The following is a 20,290-nucleotide window of genomic DNA, read 5'->3' as shown; positions in this document are numbered from 1 at the left end:
ATGACGAACCTGGCGCCGTTGACGTGGCAGGACTGCGTACAGCCCGACTGGCAGGTGTCGCCGCGCGTGCGTGCGCTGATCACGACGCGCGACGGCGGGCTGAGCGAAGGCCCGTACGGGCGCTGGCAGGGCGGAGACGCGCTGCCGGGCGGGATGAATCTCGGCCTGCATACCGGTGACGACCCGGCCCATGTCGCCGGGAATCGCGCGCGCCTGCTCGCGCTGGCAGGCCAGTCGAGCGCTGCCTGGCTCGAGCAGGTTCACGGCGCGCAGATCGTGCGCGCGGACGAGGTGATCGCAGCGGCGCCCGCCGCTGCGGCGCCGGTGCAGGCCGATGCGAGCGTCACCGACCGGGCGGGTGCCGTCTGCGTCGTGATGGTCGCGGATTGCCTGCCCGTGCTGCTGTGTGACGCACAGGGCCGCGCGGTTGGCGCCGCGCATGCGGGCTGGCGCGGGCTGGCGGCCGGCATCGTCGAGCAGACCGCGGCGCGTGTCGCGGCACTGGCGGGCGGTGCGACGGACGCGCTTCATGCGTACCTCGGGCCGGCGATCGGCCCGCGGGCGTTCGAGGTCGGCGCCGACGTGCGTGACGCGTTTCTCGACACGGCCCCGCAGTCGGAGCATGATGAAACCCGGCTTGCGTTCGTCGCGATCGATGGCGCGCCCGGCAAGTTTCTGGCCGATCTCTATGCGCTCGCGCGCCTGCGTCTCGCGCGTGCGGGCGTGGCCCACGTGAGCGGAGGGACGGCCTGCACGGTTACCGAACAGGCGCGTTTCTATTCGTACCGGCGCGACCGCGTGACGGGTCGCATGGCGGCGGCGATCTGGCTGGCCGATTGACGGGATGCGCATGCGCGTGTGGATTGCTGCGCCGCAAAATCGGGTTATCTCGGTATTTAGGCGGTCATGCCGCGCGGCATGCGCGATTGAATGAAAAATCGCAAAGTCAAGTCGGCCAAAATGTTTTATGTTTCGCCGGAACCCTTGTCCCGTCTGTTGCGCGAGGATTATCTCCGTGCGGAAATGGTCAGTGGTTTGACATGGCGCTTCACATGGGGAAAACGATAATGATAAAAATACCGCACTGCGGCAGAATCTGGAGACGCCTCTCCAGAGCATGACGGCCCGGCTCGCCGCCGGCATGCCGCGCGCGAGCAGGATTTCACGATAGACGCTCACGAATCACCGGTAAGGCAGGTAATGACAGCATCGAAAAAATCGTCGACGTCCGCTCAGGCGGGCACTTCCACGGGCAGCATTGGTTTCGATCCGGCCGCCCAGCCGATGCAGCAGATGTTCGAGTCGTGGTTGAACGCGTGGCGCGGTTTTGCAGATCCGGCACGCGCCGCGACTGCGTCCGCCACCGTGAATCCGTTCGCAACATTCCAGTTTCCGACATCGTTTCCGTTCCAGATGCCGTCGATGCCCGATCTCGGCGCGATGGCCTCGCCGCTCGCCGGGCTCAAGCTGCCGGCCGCCGCGATTCCGCCCGAGCGGCTGCAGGCGCTGCAGGCCGACTACGCGCGCGATTGCATGGCGCTGATGCAGCAGGCGGCCGCCGCGAAGCTCGAGTCGCCCGAACTGAAGGACCGCCGTTTCAGCGGCGATGCGTGGAAAGCGTCGCCGGCGCATGCGTTCGCGGCGGCGTGGTATCTGCTCAACGCGCGTTATCTGCAGGAGCTGGCCGACGCGCTTCAGGCCGATCCGAAGACGCGCGAGCGCATTCGCTTCACGGTCCAGCAATGGACGGCCGCGGCCGCGCCGAGCAACTTCCTCGCACTCAATCCCGACGCGCAGAAATCGATCCTCGAGACGCAGGGCGAGAGCCTGCGGCAAGGGATGATGAACCTGCTCGGCGACATGCAGCGCGGCAAGATTTCGCAGACCGACGAATCGCAGTTCGTGGTCGGCAGGAACCTCGGGTGTACGGAAGGCGCGGTGGTCTACGAGAACGACCTGATTCAGCTGATCCAGTACACGCCGAAGACCGACAAGGTGTTCGAGCGGCCGCTGCTGATCGTGCCGCCGTGCATCAACAAGTTCTACATCCTCGACCTGCAGCCCGAGAATTCGCTCGTCGCGCATGCGCTGTCGAACGGGCACCAGGTGTTCCTCGTGTCGTGGCGCAACGCGGACGCGTCGGTCGCGCACAAGACGTGGGACGATTACATGAACGAAGGGCTGCTCGCGGCGATCGACGCGGTGCAGCAGGTCAGCGGGCGCGAGCAGATCAACACGCTCGGCTTCTGCGTCGGCGGCACGATGCTCGCGACCGCGCTCGCGGTGCTCGCCGCGCGCGGCGAACATCCGGCTGCATCGATGACGCTGCTCACCGCGATGCTCGACTTCACCGACACCGGCATTCTCGACGTGTTCGTCGACGAGGCGCACGTGCAGATGCGCGAGCAGACCATCGGCGGCAAGAACGGCACGCAGCCGGGGCTGATGCGCGGCGTCGAGTTCGCGAACACGTTCTCGTTCCTGCGGCCGAACGACCTCGTGTGGAACTACGTCGTCGACAACTACCTGAAGGGCCGCACGCCGGCGGCGTTCGACCTGCTGTACTGGAACAGCGACTCGACGAGCCTGCCGGGCCCGATGTACGCGTGGTACCTGCGCCATACCTATCTCGAGAACAAGCTGCGCGAGCCGGGTGCGCTGACCGTGTGCGGCGAATCGGTCGACCTGACGCTGATCGACGTGCCGACCTTCATCTACGGCTCGCGCGAGGATCACATCGTGCCGTGGCAGACGGCCTATGCGTCGACGTCGATCCTGTCGGGCCCGCTGAAGTTCGTGCTGGGCGCGTCGGGGCACATCGCAGGCGTGATCAATCCGCCGGCAAAGAAAAAGCGCAGCTATTGGGTCAACGACGGCGACCTGCCCGAGTCGGCGGACGCGTGGTTCGCCGGTGCGGCCGAGCAACCGGGCAGCTGGTGGACGACCTGGGTCGAATGGCTCGACCAGTACGGTGGCCGCAAGGTGGCGCCGCCCGCCCAGCCCGGTACTGCGCAGTTCCCGGTGATCGAGCCGGCGCCGGGCCGCTACGTGTTGCAGCGCGATTGACGAAAACCGGACAGCGGCGCACGCTGTCCGATGCACCGCAGTTTTTTTAACAGGGCCGGTAGCGATGCGCCGTGTCGTGCGGGCCTGGAGGAAAGGGAAATGACGGACGTAGTGATCGTATCGGCCGCGCGGACCGCGGTCGGCAAATTCGGCGGTTCGCTTGCGAAGATTGCGGCGCCGGAGCTGGGCGCGACGGTGATCCGCGCGGTGCTGGAGCGTGCGGGCGTGAAGCCCGAGCAGGTCAGCGAAGTGATCATGGGTCAGGTGCTGACGGCGGGCTCGGGCCAGAACCCGGCGCGCCAGTCGCTGATCAAGGCCGGGCTGCCGACGGCCGTGCCGGGGATGACGATCAACAAGGTGTGCGGCTCGGGCCTGAAGGCCGTGATGCTGGCGGCGAACGCGATCGTCGCGGGCGACGCGGAGATCGTGATCGCGGGCGGTCAGGAGAACATGAGCGCGTCGCCGCACGTGCTGCCGGGCTCGCGCGACGGCTTCCGGATGGGCGATGCGAAGCTGGTCGACACGATGATCGTCGACGGCCTGTGGGACGTCTACAACCAGTACCACATGGGCATCACGGCGGAGAACGTCGCGAAGGAATACGGGATCACGCGCGAAGAGCAGGACGCATTCGCGGCGCTGTCGCAGAACAAGGCGGAAGCCGCGCAGAAGGCCGGTCGCTTCGACGACGAGATCGTGCCGGTGGCGATCCCCCAACGCAAGGGCGAGCCGCTGCAGTTCGCCACCGATGAATTCGTGCGTCACGGCGTGACGGCGGACTCGCTGGCCGGGCTGAAGCCGGCGTTCTCGAAGGACGGCTCGGTGACGGCGGCAAACGCGTCGGGGCTGAACGACGGCGCGGCGGCGGTGCTGGTGATGTCGGCGCAGAAGGCGGCGGCGCTGGGTCTGACGCCGCTGGCGCGGATCAAGGCGTATGCGAACGCGGGCGTGGATCCGAGCGTGATGGGGATGGGCCCGGTGCCGGCGTCGCGCCGTGCGCTGGAGCGCGCGGGCTGGACGCCGGGCGACCTGGACCTGATGGAGATCAACGAGGCATTTGCGGCGCAGGCGCTGGCGGTGCACAAGCAGATGGGCTGGGACACGTCGAAGGTGAACGTGAACGGCGGGGCGATCGCGATCGGGCACCCGATCGGCGCGTCGGGCTGCCGGATCCTGGTGACGCTGCTGCACGAGATGGCCAAGCGCGACGCGAAGCGCGGGCTGGCGTCGCTGTGCATCGGCGGCGGGATGGGTGTCGCGCTCGCGGTCGAGCGTCCGTAACCGGCCATTCGCGACCAGCGAACCGAATCCGGGTGCCGGCCGATTGCGGCTTCGGCCGGCGTCCCGTGAAGTCAGAGGGGGCCTCCGGCAGCTCTCGAAACCAAAAAATGGAGTGAGATTTATGTCTCAGCGAATTGCGTACGTAACGGGCGGGATGGGCGGCATCGGCACCAGCATCTGCCAGCGCCTGTCGAAAGACGGCTTCAAGGTGGTCGCAGGTTGCGGCCCGAACTCGCCGCGCCGTGTGAAATGGCTCGAGGACCAGAAGGCGCTCGGGTACGATTTCATCGCGTCGGAAGGCAACGTTGGCGACTGGGACTCGACCAAGGAAGCGTTCGACAAGGTCAAGGCCGAAGTCGGCGAGATCGACGTGCTGGTCAACAACGCGGGCATCACGCGCGACGTCGTGTTCCGCAAGATGACGCACGAAGACTGGACCGCCGTGATCGACACCAACCTGACGAGCCTGTTCAACGTGACGAAGCAGGTGATCGACGGGATGGTCGAGCGCGGCTGGGGCCGGATCGTCAACATTTCGTCGGTGAACGGCCAGAAGGGGCAATTCGGCCAGACCAATTATTCGACCGCGAAGGCCGGCATCCACGGCTTCACGATGTCGCTCGCACAGGAAGTCGCGACGAAGGGCGTGACGGTCAATACCGTGTCGCCGGGCTACATCGGCACCGACATGGTGAAGGCGATTCGCCCGGACGTGCTCGAGAAGATCGTCGCGACGATCCCGGTGCGGCGTCTCGGCGGGCCGGAGGAAATCGGTTCGATCGTCGCGTGGCTCGCGTCGAACGATTCCGGTTTCGCGACGGGCGCCGACTTCTCGCTGAACGGCGGCCTGCACATGGGCTGAGCGTCCGCGCTGCGCGGGCCGGGTGGCCGCGCAGCCGGGCGTGTTCCGAAGGCCCCCGCCTCCCGGATTCGGGCGGCGGGGATTCGTCACTTGCGCTACGCTGCACTCAAAGGCGTTACATGACTACTACAAAGAAGACGGCCGAACGGCTCATCAAGAAGTACCCGAACCGCCGGCTCTACGATACCGAGACAAGCACGTACATTACGCTGACCGACGTGAAGCAACTCGTGCTGGAGCAGGAGGACTTCAAGGTCGTCGATGCGAAATCCAACGAAGACCTGACGCGCAGCATCCTCCTGCAGATCATCCTCGAAGAGGAAAGCGGCGGCGTGCCGATGTTCTCGTCGTCGATGCTGTCGCAGATCATCCGTTTCTACGGGCATGCGATGCAGGGCATGATGGGCACGTACCTGGAAAAGAACATCCAGGCGTTCATCGACATCCAGAACAAGCTCGCGGATCAGTCGAAGAACCTGTACGAAGGCAATGCGATGAATCCGGAAGTCTGGTCGCAGTTCATGAACATGCAGGCGCCGATGATGCAAGGGATGATGACCAGCTACATCGAGCAGTCGAAGAACATGTTCGTGCAGATGCAGGAGCAGATGCAGAACCAGGCGAAGTCGATGTTCAGCACGTTCCCGTTCAAGCAGCCGGGCGCGACGGAGCCGGAAAAGAAGTAACGGTTTCGCGGCAGGCCGACCGCGGCGGGCAACCCGTCGGGCGTCGGTGCCGCGAAGCCACGCGGTGCGGGTCGGCCGATCGTGCATACGGGCGCGACGATGTGCGGCCGCCGCCTGCCGAACCCTCTCGCCGACGGTCGTTCATGGCCGTCGGTACCGAATGCGCGCGCCGGGTCGGGCGTGCATGACCGTTGTCCAGTCGATCGAGATCCAGTCACCTACGCAGGAAACCCGGAACATGCCACGCCGGATGGTGTGCATTCCTGCCGGCGCGCGTACCATGAGCGGCGCTGCACGGCGAAGCATGGACGCTGCCTTCTGCGAAATGCGTATCGGCGACCGGGCACGACAGGCCGTGATGGGCGATGCGGCATCGATGCAGTGCGACCAAAAAAAACCGATTGAGAGAGAGCATGCGAGGGATTCGAATGGCATGGGCCCGCAGGCAGGCCGGTCTTGCTGCGATATTCACGATGGGCATTGGCGTGGCGGTACCGGCCTTTGCGATGGACTGCGCGAAAGCCGTGCAACCGATCGAGAAGCGCATCTGCGCGAATGCCGCGTTGCGCGCGGCCGACGCGCGCATGAATTCGGCTTATGCGGGTGCGTTGAAGGCCGCGCCGGATACCGTTATCCGCGACATGCTGGTGCGTAGCCAGCGCCGCTGGATCGACGCGCGCAACAACCGTCTCGACGCCGATTACGAAGGCCACCCGCTGGCCGTCGACGAAGTGCGCAAGGCCATCGATCGGCGCACCGCGGTGCTGGCCGATCAATCGAGCAAAGGCTTGATCGCGCGTGCGCAGGCCGAGCGCCAGTGGCTCGCGAAATACACGGGCGGCCCGCTCACCGGTTTCGATGCAAACTGCGATTTCCTTCCCGACGATGCGAGTGGCGCGCACGTTTCGTATGCGTGCTTCGGCGCGGTCCATGTGCAGCATCGAGCGCGGGTTTGCAGCCAGAGCGAGGACTGGGCGACCGGCGCGGTCTATCAGTACCGGTCGGTGAGCGCGGCGGACGGCGGGAAGGTGCGCCCCGTGGCGTTCTGCGAAGCGCAGGCGCATGGGAGTGCGTGCGACAACGGTGGAGCGCATTCGGCGTGGATGCGGGCGGGGACGTCCGGTGGCGATAATCACGCGTCAGCGCCGGTAGCCGGGTTGCCGCAACTCGATGCGGAAATGTGGCCGATCGGCGATGGAGACGATGCGATGTGGTTCGAACGGTGCCTGAAGGCGTCGGTGTTTCCGGACATGCGGTGACGTGCCGTATCGAGTGTTTGAGCAAGGCCCGCGTCGGCGGGCTTTTTCGTTTCCTTAGTCCGCGTCAGGCGCAGCGGATGTCGATCGATTGATCGTTTTGATGCCAGGCCGAGCGAGCGGGCGGGATGCTTCGCGATGCCGGGCGGCAGGCAACCGCACAGCGGCGAAGAGGGGTGGACGGTATAGTCGGAATCCCGCAACGTCCGAATGTCACTCATGGGAAACAACACGCTCCGCGTCGTCGTGGTCGGCGGCGGCATCGTCGGCGCATCCACCGCATGGCATCTTGCGCGATCGGGCGCGCAGGTCACGCTGCTGGAACAGCAGGTGACGGCCGCAGTCGGCGCGACTCACTGGTCGTTCGGCTGGGTGGGTACCGGCAGCGCGCTTCCTTCTGAAAACCCGTCCAGCTTCTCCCGCACGCTCGCAGCGCTCCCGGAGTTCGCCCGGCTGGCGCGCGACCTGGGCCCGTTGCCGGTGACGACGCGCGGGGCGCTCGTCTGGCTGGACACGGATGCGCAGACCTCAGCATTGATCGACGAGCAGCGCGCGGCCGGCGTGCACATGGAAGCGTTGGGTCGTCGAGAGGTGGCCCGGATGGAGCCGCGTCTTGCGCGGCTTCCCGAGTTGATTGCGTGGGCACCGGACGATTTCGTGGTCGAGCCGATCGACTTGACGCATCAGTTGCTGGCCGGTGCGCAAGCCGCCGGCGCGCAGGTTCGGTGCGGTTGCGCAGTCGACGCGGTCGAAACGCGCAATGGACGCGCTGTCGGTGTGCATACCGCGCATGGGCATGTGCCGGCGGATGTCGTCGTCCTGGCGAATGCCGCTTCCGCGGTTACCATCGCCGCGGGCCTGGGCGTGGCCTTGCCCGTTCGCGAGAAGCCGGCCGTGTTGATGCGTTTTGCTGCCGAGCCGGGTCTCATCAGCCACCTGCTCTACGGGCAGGATCTTGAAGTGCGTGTCGGCCCGTCGGGCAGCCTGGTGTCGGCCGCGGATGCTCCGGAAGAGGGCGACAGCGGGCTTGCAGCGCTCGCTGAGCGTACGGCCTCGGACATTTCAGCGTTGTTTGCCGATCCACCGACCCTGACGCCGCTCTCCGCGAAATCGGCGCTTCGGCCGATGACGAACGACGGGGTGCCGATCAACGGATTTCTGCCGGGCGTGACGGGCGTCTATGCCGTCGTGGCGCATCCTGGCGTGATCCTGGCCCCCCAGCTTGGGCGACTGGCCGCCAGCTCGATCACGGGCGCGTAATTCGACGAGGGAGAGCGGGGGCGATCGAACCGACGACGGGCGATGCCGCCCCCGAAAACGGGGACGTCCTGTCAGCGCAGCGGCAACGCGCGGCGATCGTGGCTATACTCGCAATCCTTACATTTTCGAAAGGATGCCTGCATGCGCCCTCGAGTCAGCGTATTTCTCGCCCTCAGTCTCGACGGATTCATCGCCGGCGAAAACGGCGATCTGTCATGGCTGGAGGCGTTTTCGTCGGACTCGCCGGATGAAACCGGCTATACGTCGTTGATGAACGACATCGACGTGATCGTGATGGGGCGCAACACGTACGACACGGTGATTGCGTTTGACCCGTGACCCTATGCCGGCAAGCGGATGGTGGTCATGACCCGTCGGGAGCTGGCTTCGCGCCACGGCGAAGAACCCTTCGACGGGGCGCTCACGACACTGCTCGGCCGGTTGGCAGAGCAAGGCCATCGTCATGTGTATTTGGACGGCGGCACGACGGCGCGGGAAGGCATCGTGGCCGGCGTTGTCGACAGCATCACGCTCAGCTGGGTGCCGATCGTGCTCGGGAAGGGGATTCCGCTGTTCGGCAACGACCTGCCGCAGACACGGCTGCAGCTCGACGATACGAAGCGGTTGCCGAGCGGGTTGATGCAGGCCCGGTATGTGCCGGCCAGACGGGATTGACGCGGTTGTGGCGATGCACGCAGCGCCCCGTGCAGGCGCTGCATGGTCACCGGTTCAGACGCGCGTCACGCGTCTCGTCGTGCGTCAGTGCACCGGATCGAAATCCTGCCCGTCGTCCGACGGAGGCAGGTCGAGCACGAGCTTGACGGCGCTGTAGTTGGCCTTGAGCGAAAACACGCGGCCGATCACGAAAAACGTCTGTCGCGAATTCTCGAGCTCGACGAAGTCGCCCGGTTGCGGCACATGCGCGCCCTGGTCATACGAAAAGCTGGTGCTGGTCTGTTCGCCGATGGCTTCCGCTGCGTGTTCGGTGAATTCGATCGTGATGTGGGTGGTCATGCGAGCCCCGTTGGGTCGATTGAAAAGGATGGACGCGTGGATTTTCTCATAGCGGGCAGCGGCGCCGGGGCGATTCTTGCTGGCTGACGGGCGTTGGGGACAGAGCCGCAACGCGGCTGCGCCAGAAATGAAGGGGCATATCAGATCCGGCTCAACGGCAGGCCCGGAACGCGCCGGGCATTCGAGCGGGCGACGCGTATCGTCGTCAACCGCTCGTTTTTGGATCGCCGGACACTAAATCGCTGTAAACTCACGCTTTTGCTGCCACGCCCCCACATTCCAGATGTCCCAATCCCCCAAAGTAGGGTTCGTATCCCTCGGGTGCCCGAAAGCGCTCGTCGACTCCGAACAGATCATCACGCAACTGCGCGCCGAAGGTTATGAAATCTCCGGTACTTACGACGGAGCCGACCTCGTCGTCGTGAACACCTGCGGCTTCATCGACGAAGCCGTGCAGGAAAGCCTCGACGCGATCGGCGAAGCGCTGACCGAGAACGGCAAGGTGATCGTCACCGGCTGTCTCGGCGCGAAGTCGAGCGCCAGCGGCTCGAACCTGATCGAGGAAGTCCACCCGAAGGTGCTCGCCGTCACCGGCCCGCACGCGGTGGGCGAAGTGATGCAGGCCGTGCATTCGCACCTGCCGAAGCCGCACGACCCGTTTACCGATCTCGTGCCTGCCGCCGGTATCAAGCTCACGCCGCGTCACTACGCATACCTGAAGATTTCCGAAGGCTGCAACCACCGCTGCACGTTCTGCATCATCCCGTCGATGCGCGGCGACCTCGTGTCGCGCCCGGTTGCCGAAGTGATGCTGGAAGCCGAGAACCTGTTCAAGTCGGGCGTGAAGGAACTGCTCGTGATCTCGCAGGATACGAGCGCGTACGGCGTCGACGTGAAGTACCGCACGGGCTTCTGGAACGGCAAGCCGATCAAGACGCGCATGACCGACCTGGTCGCCGCGCTCGGCGAACTCGCCGCGCAGTATGGCGCATGGGTGCGCCTGCACTACGTGTATCCGTATCCGAGCGTCGACGAAGTGATTCCGCTGATGGCCGAAGGTCCTTTCAAGGGCCACGTGCTGCCGTACCTCGACGTGCCGTTCCAGCACGCGCATCCGGAAGTGCTGAAGCGCATGAAGCGTCCGGCGAACGCCGAGAAGGTGCTCGAGCGCGTGCAGAAGTGGCGCGAGATCTGCCCGGACCTGACGATCCGCAGCACGTTCATCGCGGGCTTCCCCGGCGAGACGGAAGAGCAGTTCGAAACGCTGCTCGACTTCATCCGCGAGGCGGAACTCGATCGCGTCGGTTGCTTTGCGTATTCGCCGGTCGAAGGCGCGACTGCAAACGAACTCGACGGCGCGCTGCCGGATGAAGTCCGCGAAGCGCGCCGCGCGCGCTTCATGGAAGTTGCCGAGGAAGTGTCGGCGAACCGCATCCAGCGCAAGGTCGGCAAGACCCTCAAGGTGCTGATCGACGAAGTCAGCGAGGAAGGCGGGATCGGCCGCACGGCGGCCGATGCGCCGGAGATCGACGGCGTCGTCTATGTCGAGCCGGCGGCGAAGGCATCGAAGCGCTACAAGGTCGGCGATTTCGTGTCCGTGAAGATCACGGGCGCCGACGGCCACGATCTGTGGGGCGAGGTGTAAGCGATGACCGCCGCATTTCCGGAGATCCTCGCGCTCGGCGAGGCGATGATCGAATTCAACCAGTCGCAGCCGGGCCGGCCTGAATTCCTGCAGGGCTTCGGCGGCGACACGTCGAACTTCTGCATCGCCGCGGCGCGCCAGGGTGCGTCGACGGGCTTCGTGTCGGCGATCGGCGACGATCCGTTCGGCCGCCTGCTGGCCGACATGTGGCGCGCGGAGCGCGTCGACACGACGTACGTGCGGATCGACCGTGCGGCGCCGACCGGCGTGTATTTCGTCACGCACGGCGCCGACGGTCACCAGTTCGACTACCTGCGCGCAGGCTCGGCGGCGAGCCGCTATGCGGTGGGCGACCTGCCGCTCGACGCGCTGGCCGCCGCGAAGGCCGTGCACCTGTCGGGCATCAGCCTCGCGATCAGCACGGCTGCGTGCGACGCCGCGTTCGCGGCGACCGACCATGCGCGCCGCCACGGCGCGAAGGTCAGCTTCGACACGAACCTGCGCCTGAAGCTGTGGCCGCTGCCGCGCGCTCGCGCGGTGATGCGCGAGGCACTGCGTCAGACGGACATCTGCCTGCCCAGCTGGGACGACGTGACGGCGCTCACGGGCGCGAACGATCGCGACGCGATCGTCGATGCGATGCTCGAACACGGGCCGCAGGTCGTCGCGCTGAAGCTCGGCAAGGAAGGTGCGTACGTGGCGACGCCGAACGAGCGGCGCGTCGTGCCGGGCTTCACGGTCGAAGCCGTCGATGCGACGGGTGCGGGCGACTGCTTCGGCGGTGCCTTCGTCGCGCGAATCGTCGCGGGCGACGATCCGTTCGCGGCGGCGCGTTATGCGAACGCCGCGGCGGCGCTGTCGACGACGGGCTACGGTGCGGTCGCGCCGATTCCGCACCGCGATGCGGTGGAGCGCCTGATGCAAGGCTGACGCGGCTTGCGCACGCCGGCCACGGCACCGCACGAACGATTCATGCAAGGCGCTGTACGAGTTGCAGCGCATCGGCGGCCGATATGCGCTCGTGACGATGTGTATCGGCGGCGGGCAGCGCATCGCCGCGATTTTCGAGCGAATCTGAAGCAAGGAGCAACACAAGGTGGGTCGATATTCGCAATGGCAACGGGCGCTCGTCGTCGCGGGCGCGCTGGCGGCGGGCATGGCGATGCCGGGCGTGGTCGCGGCGCAGGCCGTCGCGCCGGGCGTGCAGCAGGATGAACCGGCACTGGCGCGGCCGCTGAAGCCGAATCCCGAGTTCGCCCGCCTGCCGCGCTACGAAGGCACGCTCGGCGACCGGCCGATCGTCGTGCATCTCGGCCCGAAGACAGACGAGGAAGGCGTGCACGGCGAATACCAGTTTGCCGATACGGGCGAGGTCGTGCTGCTCGCGGGCGATCGCGATGGCGACACGCTCGAAATCGAGGAGTCGAACGACGGCACGAACATCACGGGCGTGTGGATCGGCCGCTTCGACGCGACGGGCGACCTGAAGGCCGACCGGATGAATTCGGACGAGTCGGATCCGCAGCCCGTCGTGCTGCGGCTTGCGCCGGGCAAGCGCGCGGCGCTGCAGGTGCGCGACGGCCGCGTGCAGGAAATCGAGACGGTGGGCGGCGTCGTCAATCTGCGCACCGACGACTGAACCCGCGCTGGCTCGGTGCGCGCGGCGCGCATTGTACCGGGCCAGCCGCGCCGATTTTGGCTAATCTAGCGACATATTCCGCAACCGAACGGCCTCGTGCCCGGCTTCCTGTCATGACTGCATCCACTCCCAAGCGCGCGCTGCAAACCCGTATCGTTCAACCCGACGACGTGATCCCGGAAGGCTTCCGTTCGTTCGTGCCGCCGGTCGCGCGCGCGTCGACGGTCGTGTTCCCCGATCTCGCGACGATGCGTGCGCTCGTCTGGCACAACGACAACCAGTGGCGCTACGGGCTGCACGCGACGCCGACGTCGCTCGCGCTCGCGCAGCGGCTCGCCGAGATCGAGGGCGGCACCCATGCGCTGCTGCAGCCGTCGGGCCTCGCGGCCATCATGAACGTGTACTTCGGGATCGTGAAAGCCGGCGACGACGTGCTGATTCCGCACAACGTGTACGGGCCGAACGCCGATTTCGGCAACTGGCTCGCGAAGGATTTCGGTATCACCGCGCGCTTCTACGATCCGCTGATCGGCGCCGGCATCGCCGACCTGATCCAGCCGAACACGCGGCTGATCTGGATCGAGGCGCCCGGCTCGGTGACGATGGAAGTGCCCGACGTGCAGGCGATCGCGGCGGCCGCGAAGGCACGCGGCGTCGTGACCGCGATCGACAACACGTTCTCGGCCGGGCTCGCGTTCAAGCCGTTCGAACACGGCGTCGACATCTCGGTGCAGGCGCTGACCAAGTACCAGTCGGGCGGCAGCGACGTGCTGATGGGTGCGACGATCACCGCGAACGCGGAACTGCACGCAAAGCTGAAGCTCGCGCGGATGCGCTGCGGCGTCGGCGTGTCGGTCGACGATTGCTCGCTCGTGCTGCGCAGCCTGCCGAGCATGCAGGTGCGCTTCGACGCACACAGCAAGAGCGCGCTTGCGCTCGCGCAATGGCTGAAGGCGCGGCCGGAGATCGCGGCGGTATTGCATCCGCAGATCGCCGATTGCCCGGGGCACGCATCGTTCGTGCGCGACTTCACCGGCGCGGGCGGGTTGTTCTCGGTGGTGTTCGACGAACACTACAGCGCGGAGCAGGTCGACCGCTTCGTCGAGTCGCTCGAACTGTTTGCGATCGGCTGGAGCTGGGGCGGCGCGTGCAGCCTTGCGATGCCTTACGACGTCGCGTCGATGCGTCCGGACTGGCCGCATCGCGGCACGCTGGTGCGTTTCTATGTCGGCCTGGAAGACGAAGCCGACCTGCGTGCGGACATCGAGCGCGCGATGCAGGCTGCGCTGGGCTGATCGCTAGCCGATTACGTTCAGCAGAAAAACAAAACGCCGGCGCGATGCAATATCGCGCCGGCGTTTTTCATTGCGGATTCCGCAGGATCAGAACAGCCGCAGCAGCCCGTCGAGGCCCACGTGATCGAACGCGACCGTCGCCGCGTCGCGCACGACGGGCTTCGCGTGATACGCGACAGACAGCCCGGCTTCGGCCATCATCTTCAGGTCGTTCGACCCGTCGCCCATCGCGATCGCACGGCTCGGCTCGAGGCCGAGCGACGCGCATGTCTCGCGCAGCAGGCGTGCCTTCACGTCGGCGTTGACGATCTCGCCGAGCACCTTGCCGGTCAGCTTGCCGTCGACGATCTCGAGCGTGTTCGCATGCGCGTAGTCGAGGCCGAGGCGCGCCTTCAGCCGCTCGGTGAAGAACGTGAAGCCGCCCGACACGAGCAGCGTCTTCATGCCGGCAGCCTTCACGCCGGCAAGCATCGTCTCGGCGCCCGGCGTCAGTTGCAGCCGCTCCTCGTACACGCGTTCGAGCGCGTGCGCGTCGAGCCCGGCCAGCAGCGCGACGCGGCGCGTGAGGCTTTCGTTGAAGTCGCGGATCTCGCCGCGCATCGACGCTTCGGTGATCTCGGCGACCTGCGTTTTCAGTCCGCAGAAATCGGCGATCTCGTCGATGCACTCGATCGTGATCAGCGTCGAATCCATGTCCATCACGGCGAGCCCGAAATCGCCGAGCGTGCGGCCGGCCTCGACGAACGCGAAGTCGAGTGCGTGCGTGCCGCAATACGCGTCGATGTCGAGGCGCTGCGCCGGGCTCGCGTCGTCGATCCGCAGCGCGTGATCGTCGATCCGCACGATGCGGGTGCCGCGCGACAGCGCGAGCAGCGGTTTGTGATGGGCGTCCGACAGCGGCGCAAGACTCTGGATGACGAGGTTGTGGGTCATGACGGGATGGTTGGGAAGCGAATGAAATGCGTACGCGGCCACCGGGTGGCCGCCTGCCGATGCGGGCCCCGTCCGGCGTCGGGCCCTTGCGTGGCGAACGCGCCATTGTAGCCGGTTGGCCGCGCGCGGCGGTCAGGGGCGGATCGAAACCGCGCGCGGTGCGGCGGTCATTGCCTGTCCGCGCGATCCCAGTACGGCGGATCGCCGAAATGCTCGGCCAGGAACGCGATGAAGGCGAGCGTTTTCAGCGGGACGTGCGCGCGGCTCGGGTAGACGGCCCAGATCGCGATGTCTTCCGCGAACGGATAGTCGTCGAGCACCGTGACGAGCGCGCCGCTCGCGAGCAGCGGGCCGACGTCCCAGGTCGACTTGATCGCGATCCCGAAGCCGTCGACGAGCGCTTCGCGGATCGCCTCGCCGTTGCTCGCGACGAGCCGGCCGCCGACCCGCACCGTGAGCGGGCCTTGCGGCGTGGCGAACGACCAGTCGCGCTGGTCGCCGAGGATCACGCACTCGTGCTGAGCCAGGTCGGCCGGATGGCGCGGCGTGCCGTGCTCGGCGAGATAGGCGGGCGAGCAGCACAGCACGCGGCGGTTTGCGGCGAGCTTGCGGGCGACGAGCGTCGAATCCTTCAGCGTGCCGAGGCGGATTGCGACGTCGTAGCCGTCGTCGACGAGGTCGACGATCTCGTCCGACAGCCGCAGGTCGAACGACACGGACGGATAACGGCGCAGGAACGCGGGAATCACCGGCGCGACATGCTGGCGGCCGAATGACGACGACATCGACACCTTCAGCCGCCCATACGGCTCGGTGCGGCCGTGGCCGACCGACGCGCGCGCGGCGTCGGCGGCCGACAGCAGCGTGTCGGCGTGCGCCATGAAGACTTCGCCGTCCTGCGTGAGGCTGATGCGGCGCGTGGTGCGGTGCAGCAGCCGTGCGCCGAGCTGGCGCTCGAGCTGCGCGATGCGCGCGCTCGCGACCGCGGCCGACACGCCGAACTCGCGCCCGGCCGCGGTGACGTTCGCGAGCAGCGCCGCGCGCACGAACAGCGCGACGTCGAGCAGGTCGAGCGGTTTGTCGGGAGCCGGAATCGGATCGGAGGCCATTATTCTGAAAATCCTGAAAATGTTTCAGGAAATATAGCGGTTTTCTCAAATGATCGGGTTGCCTACGATGACGTTCATGGGGCCGCGCCGTGGCCCGGAGGATTTCCTGAAGGAGTTTCGTGATGAAAGCCGTTGGACTGACCCGTTATCTGCCGATCGACGACCCGCAGGCCTTGCTCGACGTGGAGCTGCCGCAGCCCGTGCCGGGCCCGCGCGACCTGCTCGTGAAGGTCGAGGCGATTTCCGTGAACCCGGTGGACACCAAGGTGCGCGCGCCGAAGCCGCAGGTCGAAGACACCCCGCGCGTACTCGGCTGGGATGCGGCCGGCACGGTGGTCGCGGTGGGTGCCGACGTCACGCGGTTCCGGCCGGGCGACGAAGTGTTCTACGCGGGCAGCATCACGCGGCCGGGCGCGAACAGTGAATTCCATACGGTCGACGAGCGGATCGCCGCGCTGAAGCCGCGCACGCTCGATTTCGCCGCGGCGGCCGCGCTGCCGCTCACCGCGCTGACCGCATGGGAAGCGCTGTTCGACCGGCTGCGCGTGTCGCCGCAGGGCGCGGACGCCGGCAAGTCGGTACTGATCATCGGCGGCGCGGGCGGCGTGGGCTCGATCGCGATCCAGCTCGCGAAGACGCTCGGCAAGCTGCATGTGATCGCGACCGCGTCCCGGCCGGCGTCGGCCGACTGGGTGCGCGCACTGGGCGCGGATGCGGTGGTCGACCATTTCGGTGACTTGCCCGCACAGTTGCGCGAGGCCGGGCATCCGAACGTCGACTACGTGCTGATTTTCAACGACACGGATCGTCATTTCCCTGCCGCTGCGGAAGTCATCCGGCCGCAGGGCGGCATTTGCACGATCGTCGAGAACGACAAGCCGGTGCCGGTCGAACTGCTGAAGGCGAAGAGCGCCGCGTTTCACTGGGAATTCATGTTCACGCGTGCAATGTTCGAGACGCCGGACATGATCGAGCAGCACCGGATCCTCGGCGAAGTGGCGCGGCTCGTCGACGGCGGCACGCTGCGCACGACGCTCGGCGAGCAGCTCGGCCCGATCAATGCGGCGAACGTGCGGCGCGCGCACCAGCTGCTCGAGGCCGGGCGCGCGATCGGCAAGCTCGTGCTGAGCGGCTTTTGAGCGGGCATCGCACGTAAGGTTGCGGCGCCGCGAACGCAAGCGGGGTAACACCCGATGCGTTTGCGGCGCATTGCCCGCCGCTTGGCGGTAGACTGGCAGCGCATCATGCATCGAAAACCGCGCGGCACGCGCGTGCCGCCGCATACCAAGGAGGTCAGCATGAGCCAACGCAGCTTGTCAGTCGCCGCATCGTGGTCGGTCGTGCTCGCGGCGGCGTGCGTCAGCGCGAGCGTATTCGCGGCGCCGCCGGTCAAGGGCAGCCTGAAGGGCGGCGGTACCGGACAGCTCGAATACACCGTCAAGGTCGACTCGAAGACCTTCGGCAATACGCAGGAGACCCGCAAGATCCGCTCGGGCGAGACGGACGACTTCAACTGGAAGTCGGTGCCGCCGAGCGGGGCGGTCGCGATGCCGGACGGGTGCCCGAACGCGGACAGCCTGCCGCGCGACGAGAACGGTGCGATGGTGCGCCAGACCCAGGTGCGGCTCGCGCCGTCGATCGACGCGAAGGGGATCGCCAACGTGCAGATGAGCTTCCAGGCGGCCGCGCCGAAGGGCACGCGCAACGTGACGGTCGGCGGCAAGTCGCTGCAGTGTCCGGACGTCGTGTCGGTGAGCCAGGTGAAGTGGGTGTCGATCCCGACCAACGGCGGATCGAAGTCCGTCGCGATGAGTGATGGCACGAAGGTGACGGTGTCGATCAAGCGCTGAGCGGTGCGCGCGGGCCGGTTCCGGTGCGCGCACAACGGATTCGACTCGCGGCGGCCCGCCTGCCCCGCGCACGTGACCGTTTCGTGTCGCCGTCACGGTGCTTTCCCGCGACCTGCTTCACGGTAGCATGCTGCCTCAGCGGCATGGCAGCCGTTCGACGTACGATAGCATCGCGTGGCGACCTGCGTGACGTCATGCGACTGTCACGCTATGCTCGCCCGCATCATCACCTTCCTGTCACGACATCCCGATGAAATACCGAATGCGCGCGTTGCTGTGTGCCATTGCGTTCGTCGCCGCGCACGCGCACGCGGCCGACGATTGTGGTTTTGTGAAAAAGGTCGAGTTGCCGTCGCGGCAGCAGGTGGCCGTCGTGTCGAGCGGCGCGCTCGAGCCGTGCTCGACCGGCAGTTACGCGGTGCGCGTGTATTCGACCGCGCATGCCGCTCCGGGCTTCGATACCGACGATTACGTGACGGGCGCGCTGCATGCGCGTGACGGTACGGTCACCGATGCGTTCACGGCCGACCTCGGTGCACGTGCGCCGCAGGCGCTCGTCGTGACGACGCGCTCGGCCGGCAGCGGCGGCTATGTCGGTGCGCAGGCCTATGTGACGACGCCGCGCGCGGTGCGGCTCGTTGCGTCGGTCGACGGGCTCGCGCCGGACGCGGACATCGCGGCCGCGTTGCGGCAGGCGCTCGGCAAGCGCCGCGGCGTGCGCTGACCGGCGAACCGCGCGAACGCATCGCGCGGTGATGCCGCGTGTCAGTGCGCGCGTTCTTCGAGCCGCGCGGCGAGAAAGCGGTGATCGGCCGAGAACAGCCGGCGATAGGTCATCAGCACCGCACCGACGGTGCCGAGCGCGGAGGCCGCGGCAATCAGGAACATGATCACGATCTGGTAGCGCACGGCCTGCAGCGGCGACTGGCCGGCCAGCACCTGGCCTGTCATCATCCCCGGCAGGCTCACGACGCCGACGACGGCCATCTGGTTCAGCGTCGGCAGCATGCCCGCCCGCACGGCCTGGCGCGCAGCGTCCTGAGCCGCTTCCCAGCGCGTCGCGCCGAGCGCGAGTGCGGTTTCGACACGGTCGCGGCGCGCGGTGAGCTCTTCCATCATCCGTTCGACGCCGAGCGACACGCCCGTGAGCGTATTGCCGAGAATCATCCCGAGGATCGGAATCGCGTATTGCGGTGCGTACCACGGATGGATGCGGATCACGACGAACAGGCCGACCGCCGCGACGAACCAGCTGCTGAACCAGATCGACGCGATGCTGTCGATGCGTTGACCGCGATACGTGCGCTTGCCGCGCCCCGCGCCGGCGAACCCGGCGATCAGCGTCATCAGTGCGGTGAGCGGCAGTACGACATACCAGTGCGGATGGCCGAACACCCAGCCGAGCACGTAGCCGATCGCGAGCAGCTGCACGACGGTGCGCACGGCCGCGAGCCCAAGCTTGCGGCCGAGGCCGAGCGACAGCACCATCGAGATCGCGCCGTTGACCGCGACCAGCGCGGCGGCGATGCCGACGTCGACGAGGCTCAGGTCCTGCAGGACGGGACTCATTGCGTTGCCTCCGTCGGGTTGGCCACGTGCATCACGCCGGCCTGCATCACGAGCCGTATCGTGCCGATCCGGGCGGCCTGGGCCGGATCGTGCGAGATCCACATGTACGCGCGGGCGTCGGGCGCCGCGTCGAACCATGCGCCGACGAGCGCCTCGATCGCGCGCGCCGATTCGGGGTCGAGCGCGGACGTCGGCTCGTCGAGCAGCAGCACGTCGGGATCGAGTTGCAGCACGCGCAGCAGCGCGGCGATCTGCGCTTCGCCGCCCGACAGGTCGCTCGCGCGCTTGTCGAGAAAGTCGGGGCCGCGGCCGGCCTGCGCGGCGAGCGCTTCGGCGCGCGCACGATCGAACCCAACGTCGCGATAGATCGCGAGCGAATACGGATAGCGCAGCTGCGATTCGACGGTGCCGTCCATCTGCGCGGGGCGCTGGCGTACATAGGCGACGCTGCGCCGGTAGCGCGGGATCGCGCTGCGCCGGATCCCGTGGCCGCGCCACAGGATGTGGCCGCCGTCGAGCGGATCGAGCAGCGCGAGTGCGCGCAGCAGCACGCTCTTGCCCGACCCGGACGGCCCGGTGATAGCAATTCGCGATCCCGCCGCGAGGCTGAAATCGGTCGGGGCGAGCAGGGTCTTGCCGCTGCTGGCGTCGTGCCGCGTGATGCGCTGTGCATCGATGAGGCCGGTGGGGGCTGTCATGTCACAAATGAAAAAAAGCGTTAATGGCGCCGAAACGTCACCAGGGCGTGCGTCATAATACCGATTGAAAAGCCGCGGGTGTCGTGCGCCGTTCGTCCACGCAAGCGGCCCGGCATGGTGCGGCAAC

The 20,290-nt window shown here is 66.9% G+C and carries 21 protein-coding genes; 16 read left to right on the top strand and 5 right to left on the bottom strand.

Features of this window, described 5'->3' with window-relative positions:
- The 9 genes from pgeF to BDO18943_RS42495 all read left to right on the top strand — a co-directional run bounded on the left by pgeF (position 1) and on the right by BDO18943_RS42495 (position 9,086).
- The gene (pgeF, locus tag BDO18943_RS02775) at positions 1–840 is read left to right on the top strand and encodes a peptidoglycan editing factor PgeF (RefSeq protein ID WP_175021136.1); all 840 of its coding nucleotides are present in this window, start codon (positions 1–3) and stop codon (positions 838–840) included.
- A gap of 360 nt (positions 841–1,200) precedes the next feature.
- The gene (locus BDO18943_RS02770) at positions 1,201–3,066 is read left to right on the top strand and encodes a PHA/PHB synthase family protein (protein ID WP_175021135.1); all 1,866 of its coding nucleotides are present in this window, start codon (positions 1,201–1,203) and stop codon (positions 3,064–3,066) included.
- 99 nt (positions 3,067–3,165) lie between these two features.
- Entirely contained in the window at positions 3,166–4,347 is a 1,182-nt protein-coding gene (locus BDO18943_RS02765; RefSeq protein ID WP_175021134.1) for an acetyl-CoA C-acetyltransferase, read from the top strand.
- A gap of 121 nt (positions 4,348–4,468) precedes the next feature.
- Entirely contained in the window at positions 4,469–5,209 is a 741-nt protein-coding gene (locus tag BDO18943_RS02760; RefSeq protein ID WP_074802607.1) for a 3-ketoacyl-ACP reductase, read from the top strand.
- A gap of 119 nt (positions 5,210–5,328) precedes the next feature.
- Complete coding sequence (gene phaR, locus BDO18943_RS02755; protein WP_012363978.1) at positions 5,329–5,895, top strand: polyhydroxyalkanoate synthesis repressor PhaR; 567 nt, start codon at positions 5,329–5,331, stop codon at positions 5,893–5,895.
- Positions 5,896–6,368: 473 nt separating this feature from the next.
- Positions 6,369–7,154 (top strand): lysozyme inhibitor LprI family protein, encoded by a 786-nt coding sequence (locus tag BDO18943_RS02750; protein ID WP_235995768.1) that lies wholly within the window; start codon positions 6,369–6,371, stop codon positions 7,152–7,154.
- A gap of 216 nt (positions 7,155–7,370) precedes the next feature.
- Entirely contained in the window at positions 7,371–8,411 is a 1,041-nt protein-coding gene (locus tag BDO18943_RS02745) for an NAD(P)/FAD-dependent oxidoreductase (RefSeq protein WP_175021132.1), read from the top strand.
- Positions 8,412–8,552: 141 nt separating this feature from the next.
- Positions 8,553–8,750, top strand: coding sequence for a dihydrofolate reductase family protein (locus tag BDO18943_RS42500; RefSeq protein ID WP_235995766.1), 198 nt, complete (start codon positions 8,553–8,555; stop codon positions 8,748–8,750).
- Between the two features lie 18 nt (positions 8,751–8,768).
- Positions 8,769–9,086, top strand: a complete 318-nt coding sequence (locus BDO18943_RS42495) for a dihydrofolate reductase family protein (RefSeq protein WP_235995764.1) — start codon at positions 8,769–8,771, stop codon at positions 9,084–9,086.
- 84 nt (positions 9,087–9,170) lie between these two features.
- Here BDO18943_RS42495 and BDO18943_RS02735 read toward each other — a convergent pair whose 3' ends face one another.
- A complete protein-coding gene (locus BDO18943_RS02735; protein WP_043188332.1) occupies positions 9,171–9,425 on the bottom strand; it encodes a hypothetical protein in 255 nt (84 codons plus the stop codon).
- Positions 9,426–9,708: 283 nt separating this feature from the next.
- Here BDO18943_RS02735 and rimO point away from each other — a divergent pair, with 283 nt between their 5' ends.
- The 4 genes from rimO (at position 9,709) to BDO18943_RS02710 (ending at position 14,004) form a co-directional block, all read left to right on the top strand.
- Positions 9,709–11,070 carry a 30S ribosomal protein S12 methylthiotransferase RimO gene (gene rimO / locus BDO18943_RS02730; RefSeq protein WP_175021131.1) on the top strand — a complete coding sequence of 454 codons (1,362 nt, stop codon included), beginning with the start codon at positions 9,709–9,711 and terminating at the stop codon, positions 11,068–11,070.
- Positions 11,071–11,073: 3 nt separating this feature from the next.
- Positions 11,074–12,000, top strand: a complete 927-nt coding sequence (locus BDO18943_RS02725; protein WP_175021130.1) for a sugar kinase — start codon at positions 11,074–11,076, stop codon at positions 11,998–12,000.
- Positions 12,001–12,166: 166 nt separating this feature from the next.
- Positions 12,167–12,709 carry a hypothetical protein gene (locus BDO18943_RS02715; protein ID WP_175021129.1) on the top strand — a complete coding sequence of 181 codons (543 nt, stop codon included), beginning with the start codon at positions 12,167–12,169 and terminating at the stop codon, positions 12,707–12,709.
- Positions 12,710–12,822: 113 nt separating this feature from the next.
- Positions 12,823–14,004: a cystathionine beta-lyase gene (locus tag BDO18943_RS02710; RefSeq protein ID WP_175021128.1), complete on the top strand. Its 1,182-nt coding sequence runs from the start codon at positions 12,823–12,825 to the stop codon at positions 14,002–14,004.
- Positions 14,005–14,091: 87 nt separating this feature from the next.
- Here BDO18943_RS02710 and serB read toward each other — a convergent pair whose 3' ends face one another.
- Positions 14,092–14,937 carry a phosphoserine phosphatase SerB gene (gene serB / locus BDO18943_RS02705; protein ID WP_175021127.1) on the bottom strand — a complete coding sequence of 282 codons (846 nt, stop codon included), beginning with the start codon at positions 14,935–14,937 and terminating at the stop codon, positions 14,092–14,094.
- Positions 14,938–15,104: 167 nt separating this feature from the next.
- On the bottom strand, positions 15,105–16,046 hold the full coding sequence (locus BDO18943_RS02700; RefSeq protein WP_175021126.1) for a LysR family transcriptional regulator: 942 nt from the start codon (positions 16,044–16,046) through the stop codon (positions 15,105–15,107).
- A 122-nt stretch (positions 16,047–16,168) separates the two neighbouring features.
- Between BDO18943_RS02700 and BDO18943_RS02695 the strand changes: the two genes are divergently transcribed.
- The 3 genes from BDO18943_RS02695 to BDO18943_RS02685 all read left to right on the top strand — a co-directional run bounded on the left by BDO18943_RS02695 (position 16,169) and on the right by BDO18943_RS02685 (position 18,620).
- Positions 16,169–17,185, top strand: a complete 1,017-nt coding sequence (locus tag BDO18943_RS02695) for a zinc-binding alcohol dehydrogenase family protein (protein WP_175021125.1) — start codon at positions 16,169–16,171, stop codon at positions 17,183–17,185.
- A 159-nt stretch (positions 17,186–17,344) separates the two neighbouring features.
- A complete protein-coding gene (locus BDO18943_RS02690; RefSeq protein ID WP_175021124.1) occupies positions 17,345–17,896 on the top strand; it encodes a DUF6013 family protein in 552 nt (183 codons plus the stop codon).
- Positions 17,897–18,146: 250 nt separating this feature from the next.
- On the top strand, positions 18,147–18,620 hold the full coding sequence (locus BDO18943_RS02685; protein ID WP_122945527.1) for a PliI family lysozyme inhibitor of I-type lysozyme: 474 nt from the start codon (positions 18,147–18,149) through the stop codon (positions 18,618–18,620).
- A gap of 41 nt (positions 18,621–18,661) precedes the next feature.
- Here BDO18943_RS02685 and BDO18943_RS02680 read toward each other — a convergent pair whose 3' ends face one another.
- Both BDO18943_RS02680 and BDO18943_RS02675 read right to left on the bottom strand, forming a co-directional pair.
- Positions 18,662–19,465 carry an ABC transporter permease gene (locus BDO18943_RS02680; protein WP_175021123.1) on the bottom strand — a complete coding sequence of 268 codons (804 nt, stop codon included), beginning with the start codon at positions 19,463–19,465 and terminating at the stop codon, positions 18,662–18,664.
- Positions 19,462–20,163: an ABC transporter ATP-binding protein gene (locus BDO18943_RS02675; protein ID WP_175021122.1), complete on the bottom strand. Its 702-nt coding sequence runs from the start codon at positions 20,161–20,163 to the stop codon at positions 19,462–19,464. The genes BDO18943_RS02680 and BDO18943_RS02675 overlap by 4 nt, the downstream gene beginning before the upstream one ends.
- Between the last annotated feature and the right edge of the window lie 127 nt (positions 20,164–20,290).

Origin of the sequence: Burkholderia aenigmatica (assembly GCF_902499175.1) — a bacterium.
GTDB classification, from domain to species: Bacteria; Pseudomonadota; Gammaproteobacteria; order Burkholderiales; family Burkholderiaceae; genus Burkholderia; species Burkholderia aenigmatica.
This window is presented reverse-complemented; position numbering and strand designations above follow the sequence as displayed.

Bases quoted from the DNA above. Each gene is read 5' to 3' on its own strand.
- BDO18943_RS02760 (WP_074802607.1), top strand. From the start codon at position 4,469: ATGTCTCAGCGAATTGCGTACGTAACGGGCGGGATGGGCGGCATCGGC.
- rimO (WP_175021131.1), top strand. From the start codon at position 9,709: ATGTCCCAATCCCCCAAAGTAGGGTTCGTATCCCTCGGGTGCCCGAAA.
- pgeF (WP_175021136.1), top strand. From the start codon at position 1: ATGACGAACCTGGCGCCGTTGACGTGGCAGGACTGCGTACAGCCCGAC.
- BDO18943_RS02765 (WP_175021134.1), top strand. From the start codon at position 3,166: ATGACGGACGTAGTGATCGTATCGGCCGCGCGGACCGCGGTCGGCAAA.
- BDO18943_RS02690 (WP_175021124.1), top strand. From the start codon at position 17,345: ATGAGCCAACGCAGCTTGTCAGTCGCCGCATCGTGGTCGGTCGTGCTC.
- BDO18943_RS02685 (WP_122945527.1), top strand. From the start codon at position 18,147: ATGAAATACCGAATGCGCGCGTTGCTGTGTGCCATTGCGTTCGTCGCC.
- BDO18943_RS02700 (WP_175021126.1), bottom strand. From the start codon at position 16,046: ATGGCCTCCGATCCGATTCCGGCTCCCGACAAACCGCTCGACCTGCTC.
- BDO18943_RS02745 (WP_175021132.1), top strand. From the start codon at position 7,371: ATGGGAAACAACACGCTCCGCGTCGTCGTGGTCGGCGGCGGCATCGTC.
- BDO18943_RS02695 (WP_175021125.1), top strand. From the start codon at position 16,169: ATGAAAGCCGTTGGACTGACCCGTTATCTGCCGATCGACGACCCGCAG.
- BDO18943_RS02710 (WP_175021128.1), top strand. From the start codon at position 12,823: ATGACTGCATCCACTCCCAAGCGCGCGCTGCAAACCCGTATCGTTCAA.
- BDO18943_RS42495 (WP_235995764.1), top strand. From the start codon at position 8,769: ATGGTGGTCATGACCCGTCGGGAGCTGGCTTCGCGCCACGGCGAAGAA.
- BDO18943_RS02735 (WP_043188332.1), bottom strand. From the start codon at position 9,425: ATGACCACCCACATCACGATCGAATTCACCGAACACGCAGCGGAAGCC.
- BDO18943_RS02770 (WP_175021135.1), top strand. From the start codon at position 1,201: ATGACAGCATCGAAAAAATCGTCGACGTCCGCTCAGGCGGGCACTTCC.
- BDO18943_RS02750 (WP_235995768.1), top strand. From the start codon at position 6,369: ATGGGCATTGGCGTGGCGGTACCGGCCTTTGCGATGGACTGCGCGAAA.
- BDO18943_RS02725 (WP_175021130.1), top strand. From the start codon at position 11,074: ATGACCGCCGCATTTCCGGAGATCCTCGCGCTCGGCGAGGCGATGATC.
- phaR (WP_012363978.1), top strand. From the start codon at position 5,329: ATGACTACTACAAAGAAGACGGCCGAACGGCTCATCAAGAAGTACCCG.
- BDO18943_RS42500 (WP_235995766.1), top strand. From the start codon at position 8,553: ATGCGCCCTCGAGTCAGCGTATTTCTCGCCCTCAGTCTCGACGGATTC.
- serB (WP_175021127.1), bottom strand. From the start codon at position 14,937: ATGACCCACAACCTCGTCATCCAGAGTCTTGCGCCGCTGTCGGACGCC.
- BDO18943_RS02675 (WP_175021122.1), bottom strand. From the start codon at position 20,163: ATGACAGCCCCCACCGGCCTCATCGATGCACAGCGCATCACGCGGCAC.
- BDO18943_RS02680 (WP_175021123.1), bottom strand. From the start codon at position 19,465: ATGAGTCCCGTCCTGCAGGACCTGAGCCTCGTCGACGTCGGCATCGCC.